The sequence below is a fragment of the Bianquea renquensis genome (assembly GCF_014384895.1).
Taxonomy (GTDB): Bacteria; Bacillota; Clostridia; order Lachnospirales; family Bianqueaceae; genus Bianquea; species Bianquea renquensis.
On record NZ_JACRSQ010000031.1, the window covers coordinates 1 to 17072 of the forward strand.

At 48.2% G+C, this 17072-nt stretch carries 13 protein-coding genes and 1 pseudogene; all 14 read left to right on the forward strand.

From position 1 onward, the window contains the following. Positions 1 to 50: 50 nt before the first annotated feature. Positions 51 to 149 (forward strand): annotated as a pseudogene (locus H8730_RS18095) (GTP-binding protein); the annotation flags it as partial. A gap of 561 nt (positions 150 to 710) precedes the next feature. Beyond that, positions 711 to 1229: a hypothetical protein gene (locus tag H8730_RS14635; protein ID WP_249290075.1), complete on the forward strand. Its 519-nt coding sequence runs from the start codon at positions 711 to 713 to the stop codon at positions 1227 to 1229. Between the two features lie 230 nt (positions 1230 to 1459). After that, complete coding sequence (locus tag H8730_RS14640) at positions 1460 to 2740, forward strand: FRG domain-containing protein (RefSeq protein ID WP_249290076.1); 1281 nt, start codon at positions 1460 to 1462, stop codon at positions 2738 to 2740. Between the two features lie 82 nt (positions 2741 to 2822). After that, positions 2823 to 4418: a PucR family transcriptional regulator gene (locus H8730_RS14645; RefSeq protein ID WP_249290078.1), complete on the forward strand. Its 1596-nt coding sequence runs from the start codon at positions 2823 to 2825 to the stop codon at positions 4416 to 4418. Positions 4419 to 4567: 149 nt separating this feature from the next. Then, complete coding sequence (locus H8730_RS14650) at positions 4568 to 5884, forward strand: cytosine permease (RefSeq protein WP_249290080.1); 1317 nt, start codon at positions 4568 to 4570, stop codon at positions 5882 to 5884. A 65-nt stretch (positions 5885 to 5949) separates the two neighbouring features. Then, positions 5950 to 7059 (forward strand): S-methyl thiohydantoin desulfurase family protein, encoded by a 1110-nt coding sequence (locus H8730_RS14655; RefSeq protein ID WP_346726586.1) that lies wholly within the window; start codon positions 5950 to 5952, stop codon positions 7057 to 7059. After that, the gene (locus H8730_RS14660; RefSeq protein ID WP_177720225.1) at positions 7052 to 8608 is read left to right on the forward strand and encodes a hydantoinase/oxoprolinase family protein; all 1557 of its coding nucleotides are present in this window, start codon (positions 7052 to 7054) and stop codon (positions 8606 to 8608) included. The genes H8730_RS14655 and H8730_RS14660 overlap by 8 nt, the downstream gene beginning before the upstream one ends. Before the next feature lie 243 nt (positions 8609 to 8851). Next, a complete protein-coding gene (nrdD, locus tag H8730_RS14665) occupies positions 8852 to 11011 on the forward strand; it encodes an anaerobic ribonucleoside-triphosphate reductase (protein WP_177720224.1) in 2160 nt (719 codons plus the stop codon). A 58-nt stretch (positions 11012 to 11069) separates the two neighbouring features. Next, positions 11070 to 11597, forward strand: coding sequence for an anaerobic ribonucleoside-triphosphate reductase activating protein (gene nrdG / locus H8730_RS14670; RefSeq protein WP_177720223.1), 528 nt, complete (start codon positions 11070 to 11072; stop codon positions 11595 to 11597). A gap of 30 nt (positions 11598 to 11627) precedes the next feature. Further along, positions 11628 to 12302 (forward strand): response regulator transcription factor, encoded by a 675-nt coding sequence (locus tag H8730_RS14675; RefSeq protein ID WP_177720222.1) that lies wholly within the window; start codon positions 11628 to 11630, stop codon positions 12300 to 12302. Then, on the forward strand, positions 12299 to 13543 hold the full coding sequence (locus H8730_RS14680) for a sensor histidine kinase (protein WP_177720221.1): 1245 nt from the start codon (positions 12299 to 12301) through the stop codon (positions 13541 to 13543). Before H8730_RS14675 ends, H8730_RS14680 begins: the two co-directional genes overlap by 4 nt. 149 nt (positions 13544 to 13692) lie before the next feature. Next, the gene (locus H8730_RS14685; protein WP_177714205.1) at positions 13693 to 14364 is read left to right on the forward strand and encodes a VTC domain-containing protein; all 672 of its coding nucleotides are present in this window, start codon (positions 13693 to 13695) and stop codon (positions 14362 to 14364) included. Between the two features lie 26 nt (positions 14365 to 14390). Further along, positions 14391 to 15062 carry a DUF4956 domain-containing protein gene (locus H8730_RS14690; RefSeq protein WP_177714206.1) on the forward strand — a complete coding sequence of 224 codons (672 nt, stop codon included), beginning with the start codon at positions 14391 to 14393 and terminating at the stop codon, positions 15060 to 15062. Between the two features lie 10 nt (positions 15063 to 15072). Further along, on the forward strand, positions 15073 to 16971 hold the full coding sequence (locus H8730_RS14695; RefSeq protein WP_177714207.1) for a CotH kinase family protein: 1899 nt from the start codon (positions 15073 to 15075) through the stop codon (positions 16969 to 16971). The last annotated feature ends 101 nt before the right edge of the window (positions 16972 to 17072 follow it).

The window sequence follows — 17072 nt, forward strand, 5'->3', positions numbered from 1 at the left end:
TTGATGGAAAGTAAAGGCCGATTATATGAATTGCATAAGGCGGCAAAAATATGAAAATAATCAATCTTGGAATCTTCGCGCACGTTGACGCAGGCAAAACCACATTGACGGAGAATATTGTATTGGATTCTCACCTGACCAAAGAACTGATTTTGACTCCGGAAGTCAAGTGCGCAGGAGCTCAAATTGATGATGTCTTCCCGAGAGAGCAATATGGAATTTTATTTTCAGCGCAAGGCGAGTAAGTCAAAATGGGATCCCTTTTTCTTTGAGATGGTTAAGCAATTTTAGACATGATATGTTGACTTTTTATAATAAGTTTGCTATTATAATTACACAGGAAAGCGGTGCAGGGAAAGGGTCCTCGTACCGTTCGTTTTTTCAGATGCGATGCTCGTGGTGTGAGTAAAGATAAGAATAAGAGAGAGCCTGCAATAGCGCAGTAATGCTTGGCTATTACAGAATTTAGACAATTAAAACAAACTTTGTTTTTTTGAACCAAAATTGATTGAATAGAAAAATATGATCCCCCCTTGAAGAAATTTTAGCGAACTTTTATAGAGCCCTAGACATACTACTTATATTGGCTTGCATTATGAGCAAGGGATATATGTAAATGTGTTTAAAGCGCAGGAATGTTGGTATGAAGAATAAATGGAAAGTGGTTAATTCAATATAAGTATGAAAGATAAGAAAGGGGCTTATTGTCAATGAAAACAAAAAAACAAGAGGAATTGGTCAATTCATATCTGTCGATAATTGGAGAAGAAATTAGGCCACTATATAAGGAGATTATAATGTATTTGTCTGAATTGGGATATAATCCGAAAAAAGAAAAGTTAAACATATCCTTCAAACATGACCAGCATAATAAACAAATGGCGAAAATGGGTTTTAAGAAAAGTCAAGAACATTTACCGTACTTCGCTTTAAGGTTTTCAGCTTGTAGAGGATATTCGCAAAGATTCGAAGATATTGTCTCTGCAGCGGCCGCTAAAAAAACTGTAAAGGAAGCGCGATGTATCGACAAGGGGTGTGATTATTGTGCAGGTGAAGCTGAAACGCATGCGTACATATACAAATGTCCCGATAATAAAATTAAATTTCTTTGTGGCGCAAACGCACTTGAAATATCCGATATTACAGAGAATGATGTCACAGAGATCAAAGAACTCATAAGAGAAGAACATTTATATTTAATGAAACATGAAGCAGGTATAGAAATATAATGGTAATAATCATGTTGTATAAAAACAATTAAGAAGGAGACAGCCCCTTAGAAAATCAGGCTTTATCGAGGCTCAGGATTTTTACCGGACTGTCTCCTTCTTTTAGAAGTATCTGTTGCAGGGCGGAAAATCCCCTTCGTCAGCGGTGAAAGGGGCCGGCCTGGCGAAGATTTGAATTTGGAGATGACATTAAGTAAATCACAAGCGTGAAGATGACGGGAGGCGGCGCCATGTTTTCTTTTTTCTTTGAAAGGTTATATCACATTCAAGATATCCAACAGGCTTTCAAGAATATTTGCCTTGATAAGATGCTGTCGGAAGGCTATTTCGATATGAGTCTATACATATATGGCAGAATAAAAAAAGAAGATGTCCGTGGCCGTCTTGCCGCATCGAAATATGCAGTTCTATACGATGGCGCGTATCCAACGAAAGATACTGCATATGACACATGGAATCAAAAATTGAAAGGCAATCAAGAGTATGAGCAGAGGGATTTAGTTGAACTGACCTATGATGAATCTAGCGCGATTGTCAACTGGGTTTATCGAATCTTTAAGAATTCAGAGGAGAGAGAGGAGTTTACAAGGGAACTTCTTGGCTACATCAAAGATCTTCACAGCATTCAGCGCAATATCTGTATATCACAGGGCGTTGTTTACAACAAAGCGAAGGTTGAGATTCATTTTCTTACCTCCATTTCCGGCATCAATCGATTTATCGCTTCTATGAGTTACAAGAAGGGCCAACTCTTTTTTCGGGGCCATGCGGATCCAAACTACGTTCTCCTTCCGTCTATCATGAGAAGCGTTCACTTGGAGCAGAATGAGAGCAAAATGTATCACGAGCTGCTCATCAATTGCCCAAATGATTTTGAAAATTGTCATACACATTTGGAAAGGCTGGTTAAAATGCAACACTACGGGCTACCAACACGTTTATTAGATATAACTCGAAATCCTTTGGTGGCCCTCTATTTTGCATGTGAAAGTCAAGCCGCGACATATGGCGAGCTGGTGTTGATTTCGGCTGAGAATCATGAGATCAAATACCCTCAGAGTGACACGGTTTCCATACTGGCAAGTTTACCTGTTTTCTCCTATAACTTGCAGCGCCAAATTTGTAGACTGGCGGAGGACAAAACCATTGACAATGAAGAGTTTAATCGCCTTGTAGGGCGGTTAATTCACGAGGTGCGACTGGAAAAACCAGCCTTTCAAGCCGAAATCAATAAAAGCGATGTGCTAAATAGCTATATCGTGTATGCTCTTAAAAATAATAGCCGCATAGTTAAGCAAGATGGAGCCTTCATTTTGTGTGGTCTGCGGAATACGACCCACTCCTTAGAGGAATTCCGTTACAGGGAGAAGGGCAAAAAAATCATTGTTCTCATAACCAAAAAGCAGAGAATTTTGGAGCAGCTGGATAACTTTTCCATAAATCGCGCCGCTTTGTTTCCAGAAATTGAGTGTGTATCAGACTATATAAAAGACAAATATTCCAAAATATAAGCAGTGACTGCAAGTAAGACTTTTTATTTTAAAAATGTTGCCAGATTGGATATATAGAGACGAAATGAAGGGAGGTCAGACCATGAGCGTTACGGTGGCAGATGTCTTACAGTTGCCGTCCCTCAGATTGGCGACAGTCCTTGGCGGGCATAATGGGCTAAATAAGATCGTGTCAGGCATTTCCGTTTTAGAGTCTGTTGATCCGGACGACTTGAATGACAGCATTTTTCAGCGAGGCGAATATGCGGCGAATGAACTCGTAATCACAGGATTTCTGAATTGCATCGACGATATTGACTTACAGTGTGCCAACATTCAGCGCCTGGCAGAGGGTGGGGAGGTTGGAATCATACTGTTTTATGTCGGCGCATATTTGCCCTCCGTTGACAAGCGGCTAATCGACCTTGCGGATCAATATGATTTTGTTCTGATCCAGATGCCAACCAACAACGTAAAGCTTCGCTACGGAGAGGTTATCAGTGATGTAACGGAGTGTATGTATTGCGACCGAATGAAAGATGAATCGATTGTTTCAGAAATTTTGGCCCGCATGGCAATGCTTCCAGAGCATCAGAGAACCATAAGTGCTGTGCTGAAAATGCTCAGCGACAGATTACTGGCCTCCGTGGTCTTGACGGATTCCATGATGAATATCCTGAATCTGGCCGCATGGCCAAGAGGCCTGGAGGACACAATTAAGAATCAGCCCAAAGAAGTATTTTATGACTCTTGTAAGAAAGGGGAGACTGAAAATCTCCTATTGCCGGGGGGCCGTGTGTATCACGAAACGATTTCGCCCACTATAAATCAAAAGATGGAGCTCTTTTTGATTAAAGAAGGGATACCGTTAAGTCAAACATTGATAGAACAAGCGGCGGATATTGTGCGATTGAGCTTTAATATTTGGAGCAAAAGCCACGGCGTTGTTGTCATTTCAGAGTTGATTCGTGCGATTCTACAGGATGATCCGATTAAAATGCGGCGCCTGGCGGATATTTTTCACATTGATATTTCTACAATTCATGTCATGTGGATAGTCTCAGGCGAATCGGGTCGGTCTTTACAGATTCTGCGAGAGCGGGCAAAAGCCTTACAGGAGGCGCTGTATGGGTGTGCGGACACGGTTTTCTTTGATGTGTATGACAATAAACTCATTCTATTCTCAAGCATCCCATACTCGATAAAAGTGATTGAAGAACAGATACAGCCGATCCTTATGGATATTCGGAAAAAAGATGACACGGTATCAGTATTTCGAAGTGGTAATCTGCAGACAACGGCCGAGGTGCGGGAAGCCTATCTCTGGTATGAAGACTATCTTGCGGACGCTAAAAAAATCTTTCCAAAGCGTCAGTGGTTTACACTGGGCGATATCAAATTTGCAAAACAATGTCATGAGACGGTGGACCATGGCGAGAACTATGTGAATGCTAGTATTACCATGCTTCATACATTACATACCGGTGACGATGACTGGAACGCAATCGATACCTTGAGCGTGTATCTGCTTGACGCAGACATGAGTGTGACACGAGCCGCGGAGTTATTGTATGTCCATAAAAATACTGTCAAATATCGTCTGAATGTAATAGCGGATCGTTTAGGTTTCCGCCCCAATAAAATGCCTGACAGCATAGCACTTTATAATGCGATTGCAGTCCAACGGCTGCTGCGATGATGGATGAATAAAGCGCATGGATTTGTCCCTTTGGACAAACCCATGCGCTTTATTTCTTTCCCATCAACCAATTTGAAGAGGGAAACGCCTATGGTACAATATAGATGTAAAGGTGAAAACTTTATAATCTGTTGTAGGGATGTGTTTTTATGGCGAAAAACAATAACTTTGAAATACGGCCTGAACAACGGCAGAGCTGGCAGTCGATTGCTGCGATCTGGGCAGGCGGTATGATTTGTGTGCCATGTCTGATGATTGGAGGCGTTCTCTCAGGCGGCGGCCTGTCCATTGCTGAAATTATTGCGTCAATCCTCATTGGCTATGGGCTGATTTGTGCCTACATGATTTTTATCGGTATGCAGGCCTGTGATACCGGGCTTCCGGTTTCGGTCATGGCATCAGGCGCCCTCGGCGAAAAAGGAGCTCGATATATCATCAGCATCATACTGACAATTGCCTGCGTCGGTTGGTTTGGTGTCCAATCGGCGACCTGTGGCTCCGCGTTTGCTTCCATGCTGGCAGCGATGATGAAAATTGAAGTTACCGCCGTTATGAAGGCCATTTGTTCTATCGTTTGGGGTGTCATAATGTTGGCGACGGCATGCGCCGGCTTTAAAGGCTTAAAATGGCTTAATTATATTGCCGTGCCATTGCTCGTCGTTGTCTGCCTCTACGGGTTGATTGCTGGGATTGTCAACAACAATGGCGGTTCCATGATCATGAACTATGCCCCGGAAGCATCGAACGGCATGATTTTTGGTATCTCCATGGTAGTCGCGTCATTTGCCCTGGGGGGAGTCATCTCTGCGGACTATTGCCGTTATGCCAAGAGCCGCGCGGATGTGGTAAAATCGTCCATTGTGGGTGTCATTCCGGCTGGTCTGTTTATGCTGCTCACCGGAGCGATGATGAGCATCGTGACAGGCCAATATGATATCTCGGCAATCCTCGCATCTCTCGGCGTTCCAGTCCTGGGCCTGATCGCTTTGGTCTTAGCGACATGGACAACCAATGTCACCAATGCGTATTCCGGGGGTCTGGCACTCAGCAATCTGCTTGGACTTGACGAGAGCAAGTTTAAGATTACCACAGGGATTGCCGGAGCAATCGGCACCGTTCTTGCGGCGGTTGGCCTTCTTGATGCTTTCCAGGGCTTCCTGTCCTTGATGTCCGGTTTGATACCCCCATTGGCCGGTGTCATTATTGCCGCATACTGGGTTGTGGGAAAAGGCAAAAAGGAGAATTTTAGAGTCAAGGAAGGGTTTTCGGCAGTGGGCGTCATTTCGTTTGTCGCGGGCGCACTGTTCGCCTGCATTACAGGCGGTACCTTCGCAAATTTCCCGGCCTTAGTGGAAGCAGTCCCCATACTTAACATACCATTCTTTGTCGGGCCGGTCAACGGAATCCTCCTTTCTCTGGTGCTCTATGTTGTTTTAAACAAGCTTTTTCCACGCAAAGCAAATTGACTTCATATGCACAGAAAGGGCGAACACGGTTCGTCCTTTCTGTGCGCTCATAAAATAGTAGAGGGGTGTTTATTTTGCGCAAAATCGGAATTTCTGAGATAGAAGATATCGCCATGGGCGCTGCGCTCTTAGGTGCAGGCGGTGGCGGCGATCCCTATGTTGGCAAATTGGTGGCGATTGGGGCGGTTAAAGAATGCGGCCCGGTCACCTTGCTCGATCCAGATGAAATACCGGATGATGTCCTTATCATGCCCATTGCCATGATGGGGGCGCCGACGGTTCTTGCCGAAAAAGGAATTGGCGGCAAGGAATATGAGACGCTCTATAAGATGGTTTCGCGGTTTTTTGGCCGAGAGATTTATGCATTGATGCCCATAGAGGCCGGTGGCGTCAATTCCATGCTTCCGATTGCAGCAGCGGCTAGACTTGGACTGCCGCTGGTAGACTGCGATGGAATGGGCCGTGCCTTTCCGGAATTACAGATGGTGACGTTCACAATTGGCGGTCTGAAGGCCACGCCGATGGCGTTGACCGATGAAAAAGGCAACAGCGTTATCTTTGACACAATCACAAATAAATGGACGGAGGAGCTGGCGCGGGCGGTGACGATGAGCTGCGGCGGCTCGGTCTCTGTTTCGCTGTATGTGATGACCGGGGGCCAGATGAAACAATACGGCGTCAAAAACATTGTGACGCGCAGCCAAAAACTCGGGGAGGCAATCCGCACTGTCAAAAACAGCGCGCCGCTTACGCCGGAGGAACACTTCCTGCAATTTGCGGAAGGTTTCAAGCTTTTCAAAGGCAAAATTGCTGATGTATTAAGAGAAACGCGCGGCGCCTTCAACTATGGAAAAGTTGTGTTGGAAGGGATAGGCGAATACAAAGACCGTCAGGCATTTGTCCAGTTTCAGAACGAAAATCTGCTGGCATCGGTTGATGGTGAAATTCTCGCCACAACGCCGGATTTGATTTGTCTTGTTGACACCGAAACATTTAGCCCTGTCACCACAGATGCATTGAAGTATGGGAAGCGTGTCATGGTTGTTGGCCTCAAATGCTTTGAAATGTGGCGCACCCCTGCCGGCATTGAATTAGTAGGGCCGCGGTATTTCGGATGCGATACAGACTATATTCCGCTTGAAAAACGTTGTGAGGGAGGGACAGCCAATGTATAAACTTGGGATCGATGTGGGCGGCACAAACACGGATGCTGTGTTACTCGATGAAAACTTAAATGTCGTGGCAGATTGTAAGCATCCCACTTCCCGTGATATTTATGAAGGAATTATGGGGGCCATCCGCATTATTTTGGAGCAATCCGGGGTTGACAGGTCCCAAATCGCACAGGCAATGCTCGGGACAACCCAATGTACAAACGCAATTGTAGAGCGCAAACATCTCGCGCAGATTGGCATTTTGCGCATAGGCGCTCCTGCGACATGTGCCATACAGCCGATGGTTGACTGGGCAGAAGATATCCAGAAAATCGCTGTGGGGAATGTGGTGATCGGCGGAGGATACGAGTATGATGGCAAAGAGATAGCCCCTCTGGATGAAGAGGCTGCCATAGCCTTTTTCCGTGAAATGAAAGAAAAAGGCATACACTCAATTGCCATTTCCTGTACATTCTCTACGGTCCGCAATGAGCAGGAGGCTCGCGCCGCAGAACTTTGCCGAAAAATTATGGGTGAGGATGTTCATATCTCTATCTCCAGTGAGATTGGCTCTATGGGGCTGATTGAGCGCGAAAATGCGACCATCCTCAATGCCGCTCTGTGGCAAGTTGCCGAGGGGTTTACCGAAGGGTTTGCAAAGAGTCTCGCGGACGAAGGCATCACCAATGCGGATATTTACCTCTCCCAGAATGATGGCACATTGATGACAATGGAGCATGCTCGCCGCTATCCAATTCTGACAGTGGCCTGCGGCCCGACGAATTCCATCCGGGGCGCAAGTTACCTCAGCCACCGGCAGAATGCAATTATACTTGACGTAGGGGGAACCACAACAGACCTCGGCGCGATACAGAATGGATTTCCCCGTGAGTCGAGCGTTGCGGTGACGATTGGCGGCGTTCGCACCAATTTTCGTATGCCGGACGTGATTTCGATTGGCCTCGGCGGTGGCTCGATTGTGCGCCAACATGATGACGGGTCTGTTACCGTCGGGCCAGACAGCGTTGGCTATGAGATTACCCAAAAAGCTCTTGTTTTCGGCGGTGATACACTGACGGCAACCGATATCGCAGTGCGCCTGGGCATGGCGGATATTGGCGATAGGAGGCTTGTAGAAGGCGTTTCCCCCGAATTGGCGGCGAAAGCAATGGAAACCATTCGGGGACTTGTCGAAGATGCCATTGATGCCATGAAACTGTCGAATGAGGACACGGATGTCATACTGGTTGGAGGCGGTTCCATCATTCTGCCGGAGACATTGGCAGGTGCCGCGGAGGTGGTGAAACCCCAGCACTTTGGCTGTGCCAATGCAATCGGTTCTGCAATTTCCAAAATCAGTGGAAATTATGAGAAGCTCATTAACTATGATGTCGTACCCCGAGAGCTAGCTTTGGCACAAGCAAAGGAGGAGGCGGTTGAGCTGGCGGTGAGAGCGGGAGCGATCCGAGAAACCGTTGAAATCATAGAGGTTGAAGATATACCGCTGGCCTATTATCCTGGGAATACAAATCGCGTGAAGATTAAAGCAGCGGGAGATTTGGCAGAGTAAACCCGTTATAGATAAAACCAAGCGCCTTTTTTGAGAGATTTTATTCTTGAGAGAGAAGGCGCTTTTGCTATGGATGACCAGTGTTCTGCGGCGAAAACCAAGTACGGTCTTCAGCGCAAAATTTATGAAATCTAAACCGAAGGAATTGACATCAAACACAATATATGCTATCCTAATAGAAGATTCATACACTATATATGGTTTTCCATGTGATGGGTTTTACTTTTCGGAGGGCAGAAGGCTATGAAAATCATTAAGAGAAACGGTTCAGAGGCGGTATTCGATATTACGAAAATCATCGTTGCCATCGGCAAGGCAAATGCTGCCGTTGAGGAGAGTACACGGATGACGCCCATGCAGATTCAGCGTATTGCGCAGAGCGTGGTGCTTAGCTGCGAGCAGTTGGGGCGGTCTCCCAGCGTGGAGGAAGTGCAGGATATGGTGGAACACCAGATCATGGCTCACGGCGCATTTGAGGTGGCCAAGGCATATATCACCTATCGCTATACCCGCACACTGGTACGCCAGTCCAACACCACAGACGACAAGATTTTGAGCTTAATTGAATGCAACAATGAAGAGGCCAAGCAGGAAAACTCCAACAAAAACCCGGTGGTCAACTCAACCCAACGCGACTACATGGCGGGCGAAGTGTCTCGGGACATCACCACCCGAATTTTGCTGCCCGCTGATATCGTAGAGGCGCATAATGAGGGGATCATCCATTTTCACGATACCGATTATTATGCCCAACATATGCATAACTGTGATCTCGTCAATTTGGAGGATATGCTTCAAAACGGCACTGTCATCACCGGTACGCTTATCGAGCGCCCCCACAGCTTTTCCACGGCTTGCAATATCGCCACGCAGATCATCGCCCAGGTGGCGTCCAACCAGTACGGCGGCCAATCCATTTCGCTGGCGCATCTGGCTCCCTTCGTGCAGGTGAGCCGGGAGAAGATTCGGCTTCAGGTGCTCCATGAGATCGAGACCACCGGCGCGGACGTGTCAGAGGATACGATCCACGTTTTAGTGGAAGAACGGCTCCGAGAGGAAGTGCGCCGCGGCGTGCAGACCATACAATATCAGGTGGTAACGCTGTTGACCACCAATGGACAAGCCCCCTTTGTCACCGTCTTTATGTACTTAGGAGAAGCGAAAAATGAGCGGGAAAAACAGGACCTGGCCTTGATCATTGAGGAGGTTTTGGAGCAGCGCTATCTCGGCGTAAAGAATGAAAAAGGGATTTGGGTTACCCCGGCGTTCCCGAAGTTGATCTATGTGTTGGAGGAGGATAACATCCGCGAGGAGGCTCCGTTTTACTATCTGACGAAGTTGGCGGCTAAGTGTACGGCAAAGCGTCTGGTACCGGATTATATTTCGGAAAAGAAGATGAAGGAGCTAAAAGAGGGGAACTGCTTCCCCGTGATGGGTTGCCGCAGCGCATTATCGCCCTGGAAAGATGAGAACGGCCAATATAAGTTCTATGGCCGGTTCAATCAGGGGGTCGTGACGCTGAATCTGGTGGACATTGCCCTATCCTCCGGCGGAAATATGGAAAAGTTTTGGAAGATCTTTGATGAGAGGCTGGATCTCTGCTATCGGGCGCTCATGTGCCGACATGAGCGGCTTAAGGGGACACTGTCCGATGCGGCGCCCATCCTTTGGCAGTATGGAGCATGTGCGCGGCTGAAAAAGGGAGAGCCCATCGACAAATTATTAGTTGGCGGGTATTCGACCATCTCCCTCGGCTATGCGGGTCTGTGTGAATGTGTCCGGTATATGACCGGAAAATCTCATACCGATCCTTCGGCAACGCCCTTTGCCCTGGATGTGATGAGATATATGAATGCGGCGTGCGAGCGCTGGAAGGCGGAAACCTCCATCGGTTTTGGAATCTATGGAACACCGCTGGAATCCACCACCTATAAATTTGCAAAATGTTTGCAGCGCAGGTTTGGCGTGATACCGGGTGTGACGGATAAAGGGTATATCACAAACAGCTATCACGTCCATGTGACGGAGGATATTGACGCCTTTGAAAAGTTAAAGTTCGAGTCACAGTTCCAGGCATTGTCCACCGGAGGGGCGATCAGCTATGTGGAAGTCCCGAACATGCAGCAAAACTTGGAAGCCGTGTTGCAGGTTATCCGGTTTATTTACGACAACATCATGTACGCTGAGCTCAATACGAAAAGCGACTACTGCCAGCTCTGCGGGTGGGACGGGGAGATTCAGATCCTTGAACAGGACGGCAAGTTGGTATGGACCTGCCCCCAGTGTGGCAATCAGGATCAGGATACGATGAATGTGGCACGCCGCACCTGCGGATATATCGGCACACAGTACTGGAACCAAGGGCGTACACAGGAGATCAAGGAACGTGTGATGCACCTATAAAGACCCATAAAAGTCCGCCGCGAGGCGGACTTGATTTTGCTGAAGGAGAAGAGGCAGAATGCATTATGGAGAGATCAAAAATTGCGATATTGCCAATGGCATCGGTGTGCGGGTGACGCTGTTCGTTTCCGGATGCACCAATCATTGCGAGCATTGCTTCCAGCCACAGACGTGGGATTTTGCATACGGGCGGCCCTTTACACAGGATACGGAGACTAAGCTATTAACCCTATTGAGGCCAGAGTATATCAACGGCCTGACGCTGTTAGGCGGCGAGCCATTTGAGCCTGCCAACCAGAGAGTGCTGCTGCCCTTTTTGCAGAAGGTGAGAGCCTGGTATCCACAGAAGACCATTTGGGCATTTTCTGGATTTACCTTAGAGGAACTGTGGACGCCAGACAGCTATGCCCACTGTGAGGCAACGGCGCCCATGCTGGAGCAGGTGGACGTTCTGGTGGACGGCCGGTTTATCCAGGAGCAGAAGGATCTTTCCCTTCGGTTTCGAGGCTCAAGAAATCAGCGGCTGATTGACATGAATCGAAGCCGGCAAGAGAAAAAGATTGTGTTGTGGGAGGAAAACGGGTAAGCGGGGGAAATAAAACGCGAGGTTTGGAAAATGAAACTATTATATGCGGAAGATGAGATCAGCATGTCAGAGGCGGTTGTGGATATTCTGACCTATCACCATTATAGCGTCGACCCGGTCTACGATGGAAAAGAAGCTCTGGCCTATGCGCGGGTTGAACAGTATGACGGCATCATACTTGATGTCATGATGCCCAAAATCAATGGACTCGATGTGCTGCGGCAGCTCCGAAGCGAGGGATGTAAAACGCCAATCCTGCTCCTGACGGCAAAAGCAGAGGTGGAAGATCGAATTCAAGGGCTTGATCTAGGCGCCGATGATTATCTCCCCAAACCCTTTCATATGGGAGAGTTGCTGGCAAGGGTTCGCGCCATGCTGCGCCGCCGGGAAGAGTTCACACCGGACATCCTTCAATGTGGGAACATATCGCTGAACCTTCAGAATTTCGAGCTGAGCGGAAGCGGACGGTCCTTTACACTGCCCAAGCTGGAATTCAAGATGATGGAGCTGCTCATGTTGAATCAGGGGATTTACCTGTCGTCGGAGGACCTTCTCGTTAAGGTATGGGGGTATGATACAAATGCAGAAATTGGAATCGTCTGGGTCTACATCTCGTATCTGCGAAAAAGGCTGACAGCGCTGAATGCCAATATCGAGATTCGGGCAAAACGAAATATTGGATATATGCTGGAGGCAATGGCATGATTAAAGCCCTACAGAAAAAGTTCATTGTTGCCGCCATGATCGCCATCACCGTGCTGCTTCTCGTTCTCCTGGGGATGATCAACACGGTGAATGCCTGGTCTACGGAACAGCAATCGGACCGAATGCTCACGATGCTTTTGGACAATGAAATCTCCTTAGCGCCCCAATGGCCTCCGAACACGCGGGAGGACAGGGGATTTTTGGCTCCGCCCGTGAGCGAAGATCAGGCAATGTCCGCCGTTTACTTTTGTGTTCGAATAAGCAATTCCGGCGTGGTTACCAAGATGGACGTCAGCAGGATTGTGTCCGTGACGGAAGCAGATGCTGAAGAGATGGCTTTGCAGGCCTATGGGCAGTCACGTGATTCCGGGAAAATCCGTCATTTTAGGTACAGAGCGGCGGCGACTCCCAGTGGAAACGATACCGTCTTCGTATTTCTCGACACGTCCACGCAGACGGTTTCTGTTCTGAGAGTCTTGATTCTTTCCGTACTAGCGGGAATTTTGTGCTGGCTTTTGATGCTCCTGCTGGTCATCCTCCTCTCGAAGAAGGCGATCCGCCCGATTGCAGTCAACTTAGAAAAACAAAAACAATTTATCACAGATGCGGGGCATGAGATCAAGACGCCGTTGGCAATCATCCTCGCCAACACGGATGCCATGGAGTTGCACAGCGGAGTTAGCAAATGGAGCCAGAATATCCGGGCGCAGACAGTACGGCTTAACGGGCTGATGCAGAATCTGCTCACACTGGCCAAACTCGATGAAGGCAATGTCCATCTGGATGCCGAAGCGATTGTTCTCTCCCAGCTTCTGGAGGAATCGCTGCACTCCTTCGAGGAAGCGGCGGAATTAAAAGGGATATCGATCCAGAAAGAGATTCAGCCGGATGTGACGATCCATGGAAACCGGGACTCAATAGCACGGCTGCTCTCCATTCTGATGGATAACGCAGTACAGTATTCGCCGCCGGAGGGCAGGATCACCATATCCCTGCAACTCGCGGAGAAACAAGCCGTTCTGCGCATCAAAAACGCCTGCGAAAACCGGCCTGCGGAGGATCCGGGGAAGCTGTTTGACCGATTTTACCGGGGAGACAGCGCGAGAACCCAGAAATCAGGCGGTTACGGAATCGGCCTTTCAGCGGCAAGGGCGATCGCGGAGCTTTACAAGGGGACGATTACAGCCCAATATGAAGGCAGAGACTGGATCATTTTTACCGTAAGACTACCCAGTACGTAAACCCTTACAGACACGGGGCTGCCACATCATAGAATTTTATACCTCAATATAAAAATTCTATGATGTGGCAGCCCCGTTTTTTCTAAGTTTCAACTAAGGTCGCATTGTTAAAATAAAGTAAAGTGCAAGTTAAGAAGGGGGTGAAAGGTGTGACGTTTCGGCATGAGTGGAAACACGAGATCAACGGGTCCGACATCATTGCATTAAGGCAGCGCTTGCAGGCGGTGGCACGGTTGGATGAGCATGCCGTGGGAGGGAAATATGAGATTCGAAGTCTTTATTTTGATACACCAACGGACACGGTGCTGCGTCAAAAGCTAGACGGCGTCAATATCCGCGAGAAATTCCGCATCCGGTATTATAACGGCGATACTTCGCGGATCCGTCTTGAAAAGAAAAGCAAGTTCGGCAGTCTTGGAAATAAAATCAGCGCACCTCTGACAGAGGAAGAGGCACAGGCTTTGGTGGACGGCGATTTCACCTGGATGATGAAGAGTACAAGACCTCTGGTGGAGGAATTATACTCTAAAATAAGGGCGCAGGGGTTGAGACCCAAAACCATTGTGGATTATACGCGGGAGCCTTACGTGTATCCACCGGGCAATGTCCGGATCACAATGGATTATCACATTCGGACAGGACTTCAATGTACAGACTTTTTGAATTGCCAGTGTGTTACTGTTCCGGCGGGGGATGCTCCAGCGATTCTGGAGATTAAATGGGATTCCTATCTGCCAGATATTATCCGCGATGCGATCCAGTTGGAGGGGCGGCGGTCCTCCGCATTTTCAAAGTATGCCGCCTGCCGGATTTACGGCTAATTTGAATTGAAAAGGAGAAGAAACCTATGAATTTCAGCGATATCTTCAAATCCAGCTTTCTTGAAAATATTACAAGCGTCAGCCTTCTCGACATGGTGCTGTCGCTGGTACTGGCCTTTGGCCTCGGACTCTTTATCTTTCTAGTCTACAAAAAGACTTTTTCCGGTGTCATGTATTCTTCCAGCTTTGGCGTAACGCTTGTGGCGCTTACGATGATCACAACGGTGGTCATTCTCGCTGTGACCTCCAATGTGGTGTTATCCCTCGGCATGGTGGGCGCATTGTCCATCGTCCGTTTCCGCACCGCGATTAAAGAGCCGCTGGACATTGCGTTCCTGTTCTGGTCCATCGCCGTGGGAATCGTTCTCGCAGCTGGCATGATTCCACTGGCGGTCATCGGAAGTGTGGTCATCGGCGTGATTTTGCTAGTGTTCGTAAACAAGAAAACCCATGTCAATCCTTATATTGTGGTCTTAACCTGCGCGGATCACGACAGTGAAGTCAAGGCTAAAGAATTTTTGGATAAGCAGGTGCAGCGGTGCGTAGTTAAGAGCAAAACAGCACAGAAGGGCGCCATTGAGTTAAATCTGGAGGTGCGCATGGCAGATGACAATACGGACTTCATCAATATTTTATCCGAGATGAGCGGTGTCAGCAGCGCGGTTTTGGTCAGCTACAACGGCGACTACATGGGCTGAGGAGGAAACGATGTCAACACACAAGTGCATTGATACAATCTGCTGTGTTGTCCTTGCTGTAGTGCTGGTCCTGACCGCAGTTTTTATGAACGGGGAGGTCTTTGGAATCCAGACCGCGAAAACGATTCTGGGCTACGAAGCAAAGCTGTTTGACACCTCCACAGTGCATACGATCAATATTTTGATGGACGACTGGGATACGTTTATTGAAAATTGCGCCAATGAAGAATATGTGACATGTACGGTGGTCATCGATAACGAAGCATATAAAAACGTGGCGATCCGCGCCAAGGGCAACACGTCGCTAACGCAAGTCCAGTCCTATGGAAATGGCCGTTACAGCTTCAAAATCGAGTTTGACCATTATGACAACAGCAAGACCTATTATGGACTCGACAAACTTTGCCTGAACAATATTATTCAGGATACCACCTATATGAAAGATTATCTCACCTATCAGATGATGGGATATTTCGGGGTGGCCACGCCCCTCTGCAGCTATACCTATATTACGGTCAATGGTGAAGATTGGGGACTGTATCTCGCCGTGGAAGGAGTGGAGGAGGCTTTTTTACAGCGGAATTACGGCAGCGATTGCGGTGAACTGTACAAACCGGACAGCATGGATATGGGCGGTGGCCGCGGCAATGGTGAAAATTTCAATGTGGAGGACATGAAGAACTTCTTCAATGGGGACAACACGGCGGGCAATGAGGAAAATAGTGCCCAGATGCCCGGGGAAGGCAGGCGCCCCGATGGGGATCGGATGCCGCAAGGGGGAATGGACTTTGGAGGGCAGAATAGTGCGGACGGCCGCGGCGGCATGGGCGCAAGCATGGGGAGTGATGATGTCGCCCTCATCTACACAGATGACGAATATGACAGCTATTCCAATATCTTGGATAACGCGAAGACTGACATTTCGGACCGCGATAAGGACCGGCTGATCAGTTCGCTGAAAAAGCTGAATGAGAGGGAGGATATCGAGGCCGTTGTGAATGTGGAGGAGGTGATCCGGTATTTTGTCGTCCATAACTTTGTACTGAACTTTGACAGCTATACCGGCTCCATGATTCATAATTACTATCTGTACGAGGAAAACGGCCAGCTCTCCATGATCCCGTGGGATTACAATCTGGCCTTCGGCGGGTTCCAATCTGCCTCCGATGCCACAAGCCTTGTCAATTATCCCATCGATACGCCGGTATCAGGGGGAACCATTGACTCACGGCCGATGCTCGCCTGGATTTTTGCCAGCGAAGAGTATACGGAGCAATATCATCAGTATTTCGCTGAGTTGATCTCCCAATACTTTGACAGCGGCTATTTTGAAAATATGATTGGCTATGTTGGGGACATGATTTCTCCGTATGTTCAAAAAGATCCAACAAAATTCTGTACCTATGAAGAATTTGAGGAAGGCCTGTCAACTCTGAAGGAGTTCTGTCTGCTTCGCGCGGAAAGCGTAAAGGGGCAGCTGGAAGGCACCATAGCTTCCACATCCGAGGGGCAAGAGCAGAACAGCGGCACGCGAATTGATGCCAGTGACATCGTGATTTCGGCAATGGGATCCATGGGCAACACTGTGGGAGAGGGAGGAGGCCCTGATAACTTCATGGGAGTTTCGGAGGATCAAGATGCCATGTCAAGTGACCAACCGCCGGATCAGCCGGACGGGGAAGTGGAGGATAGCGGTTCTTTCGGCTCTATGGGAGAGGCCCCGCAGATGCCAGCGGATATGGCGGGAGGAAACTTTGGAGGCGGCGGTGCGATGCCAGACATGTCGAGAGGTGAGAATGCCCAGGATGCGCCAGCTTCCAGTGGACGTGAGACCTGGATCTTGCTTGGCGTTTCTACAGCCGTTCTCTTGCTCGGACTGGCAGTGGCATTTGTTTTCAAACGGCGATAGAAATTTCTAGATTATATAGAAGCGGGTAAGCCTTCCCACAGGGCGATGATTGAACAAAATGATAACTTTTTAGACAGCAAGGGATGTTTGTCCCTTGCTAT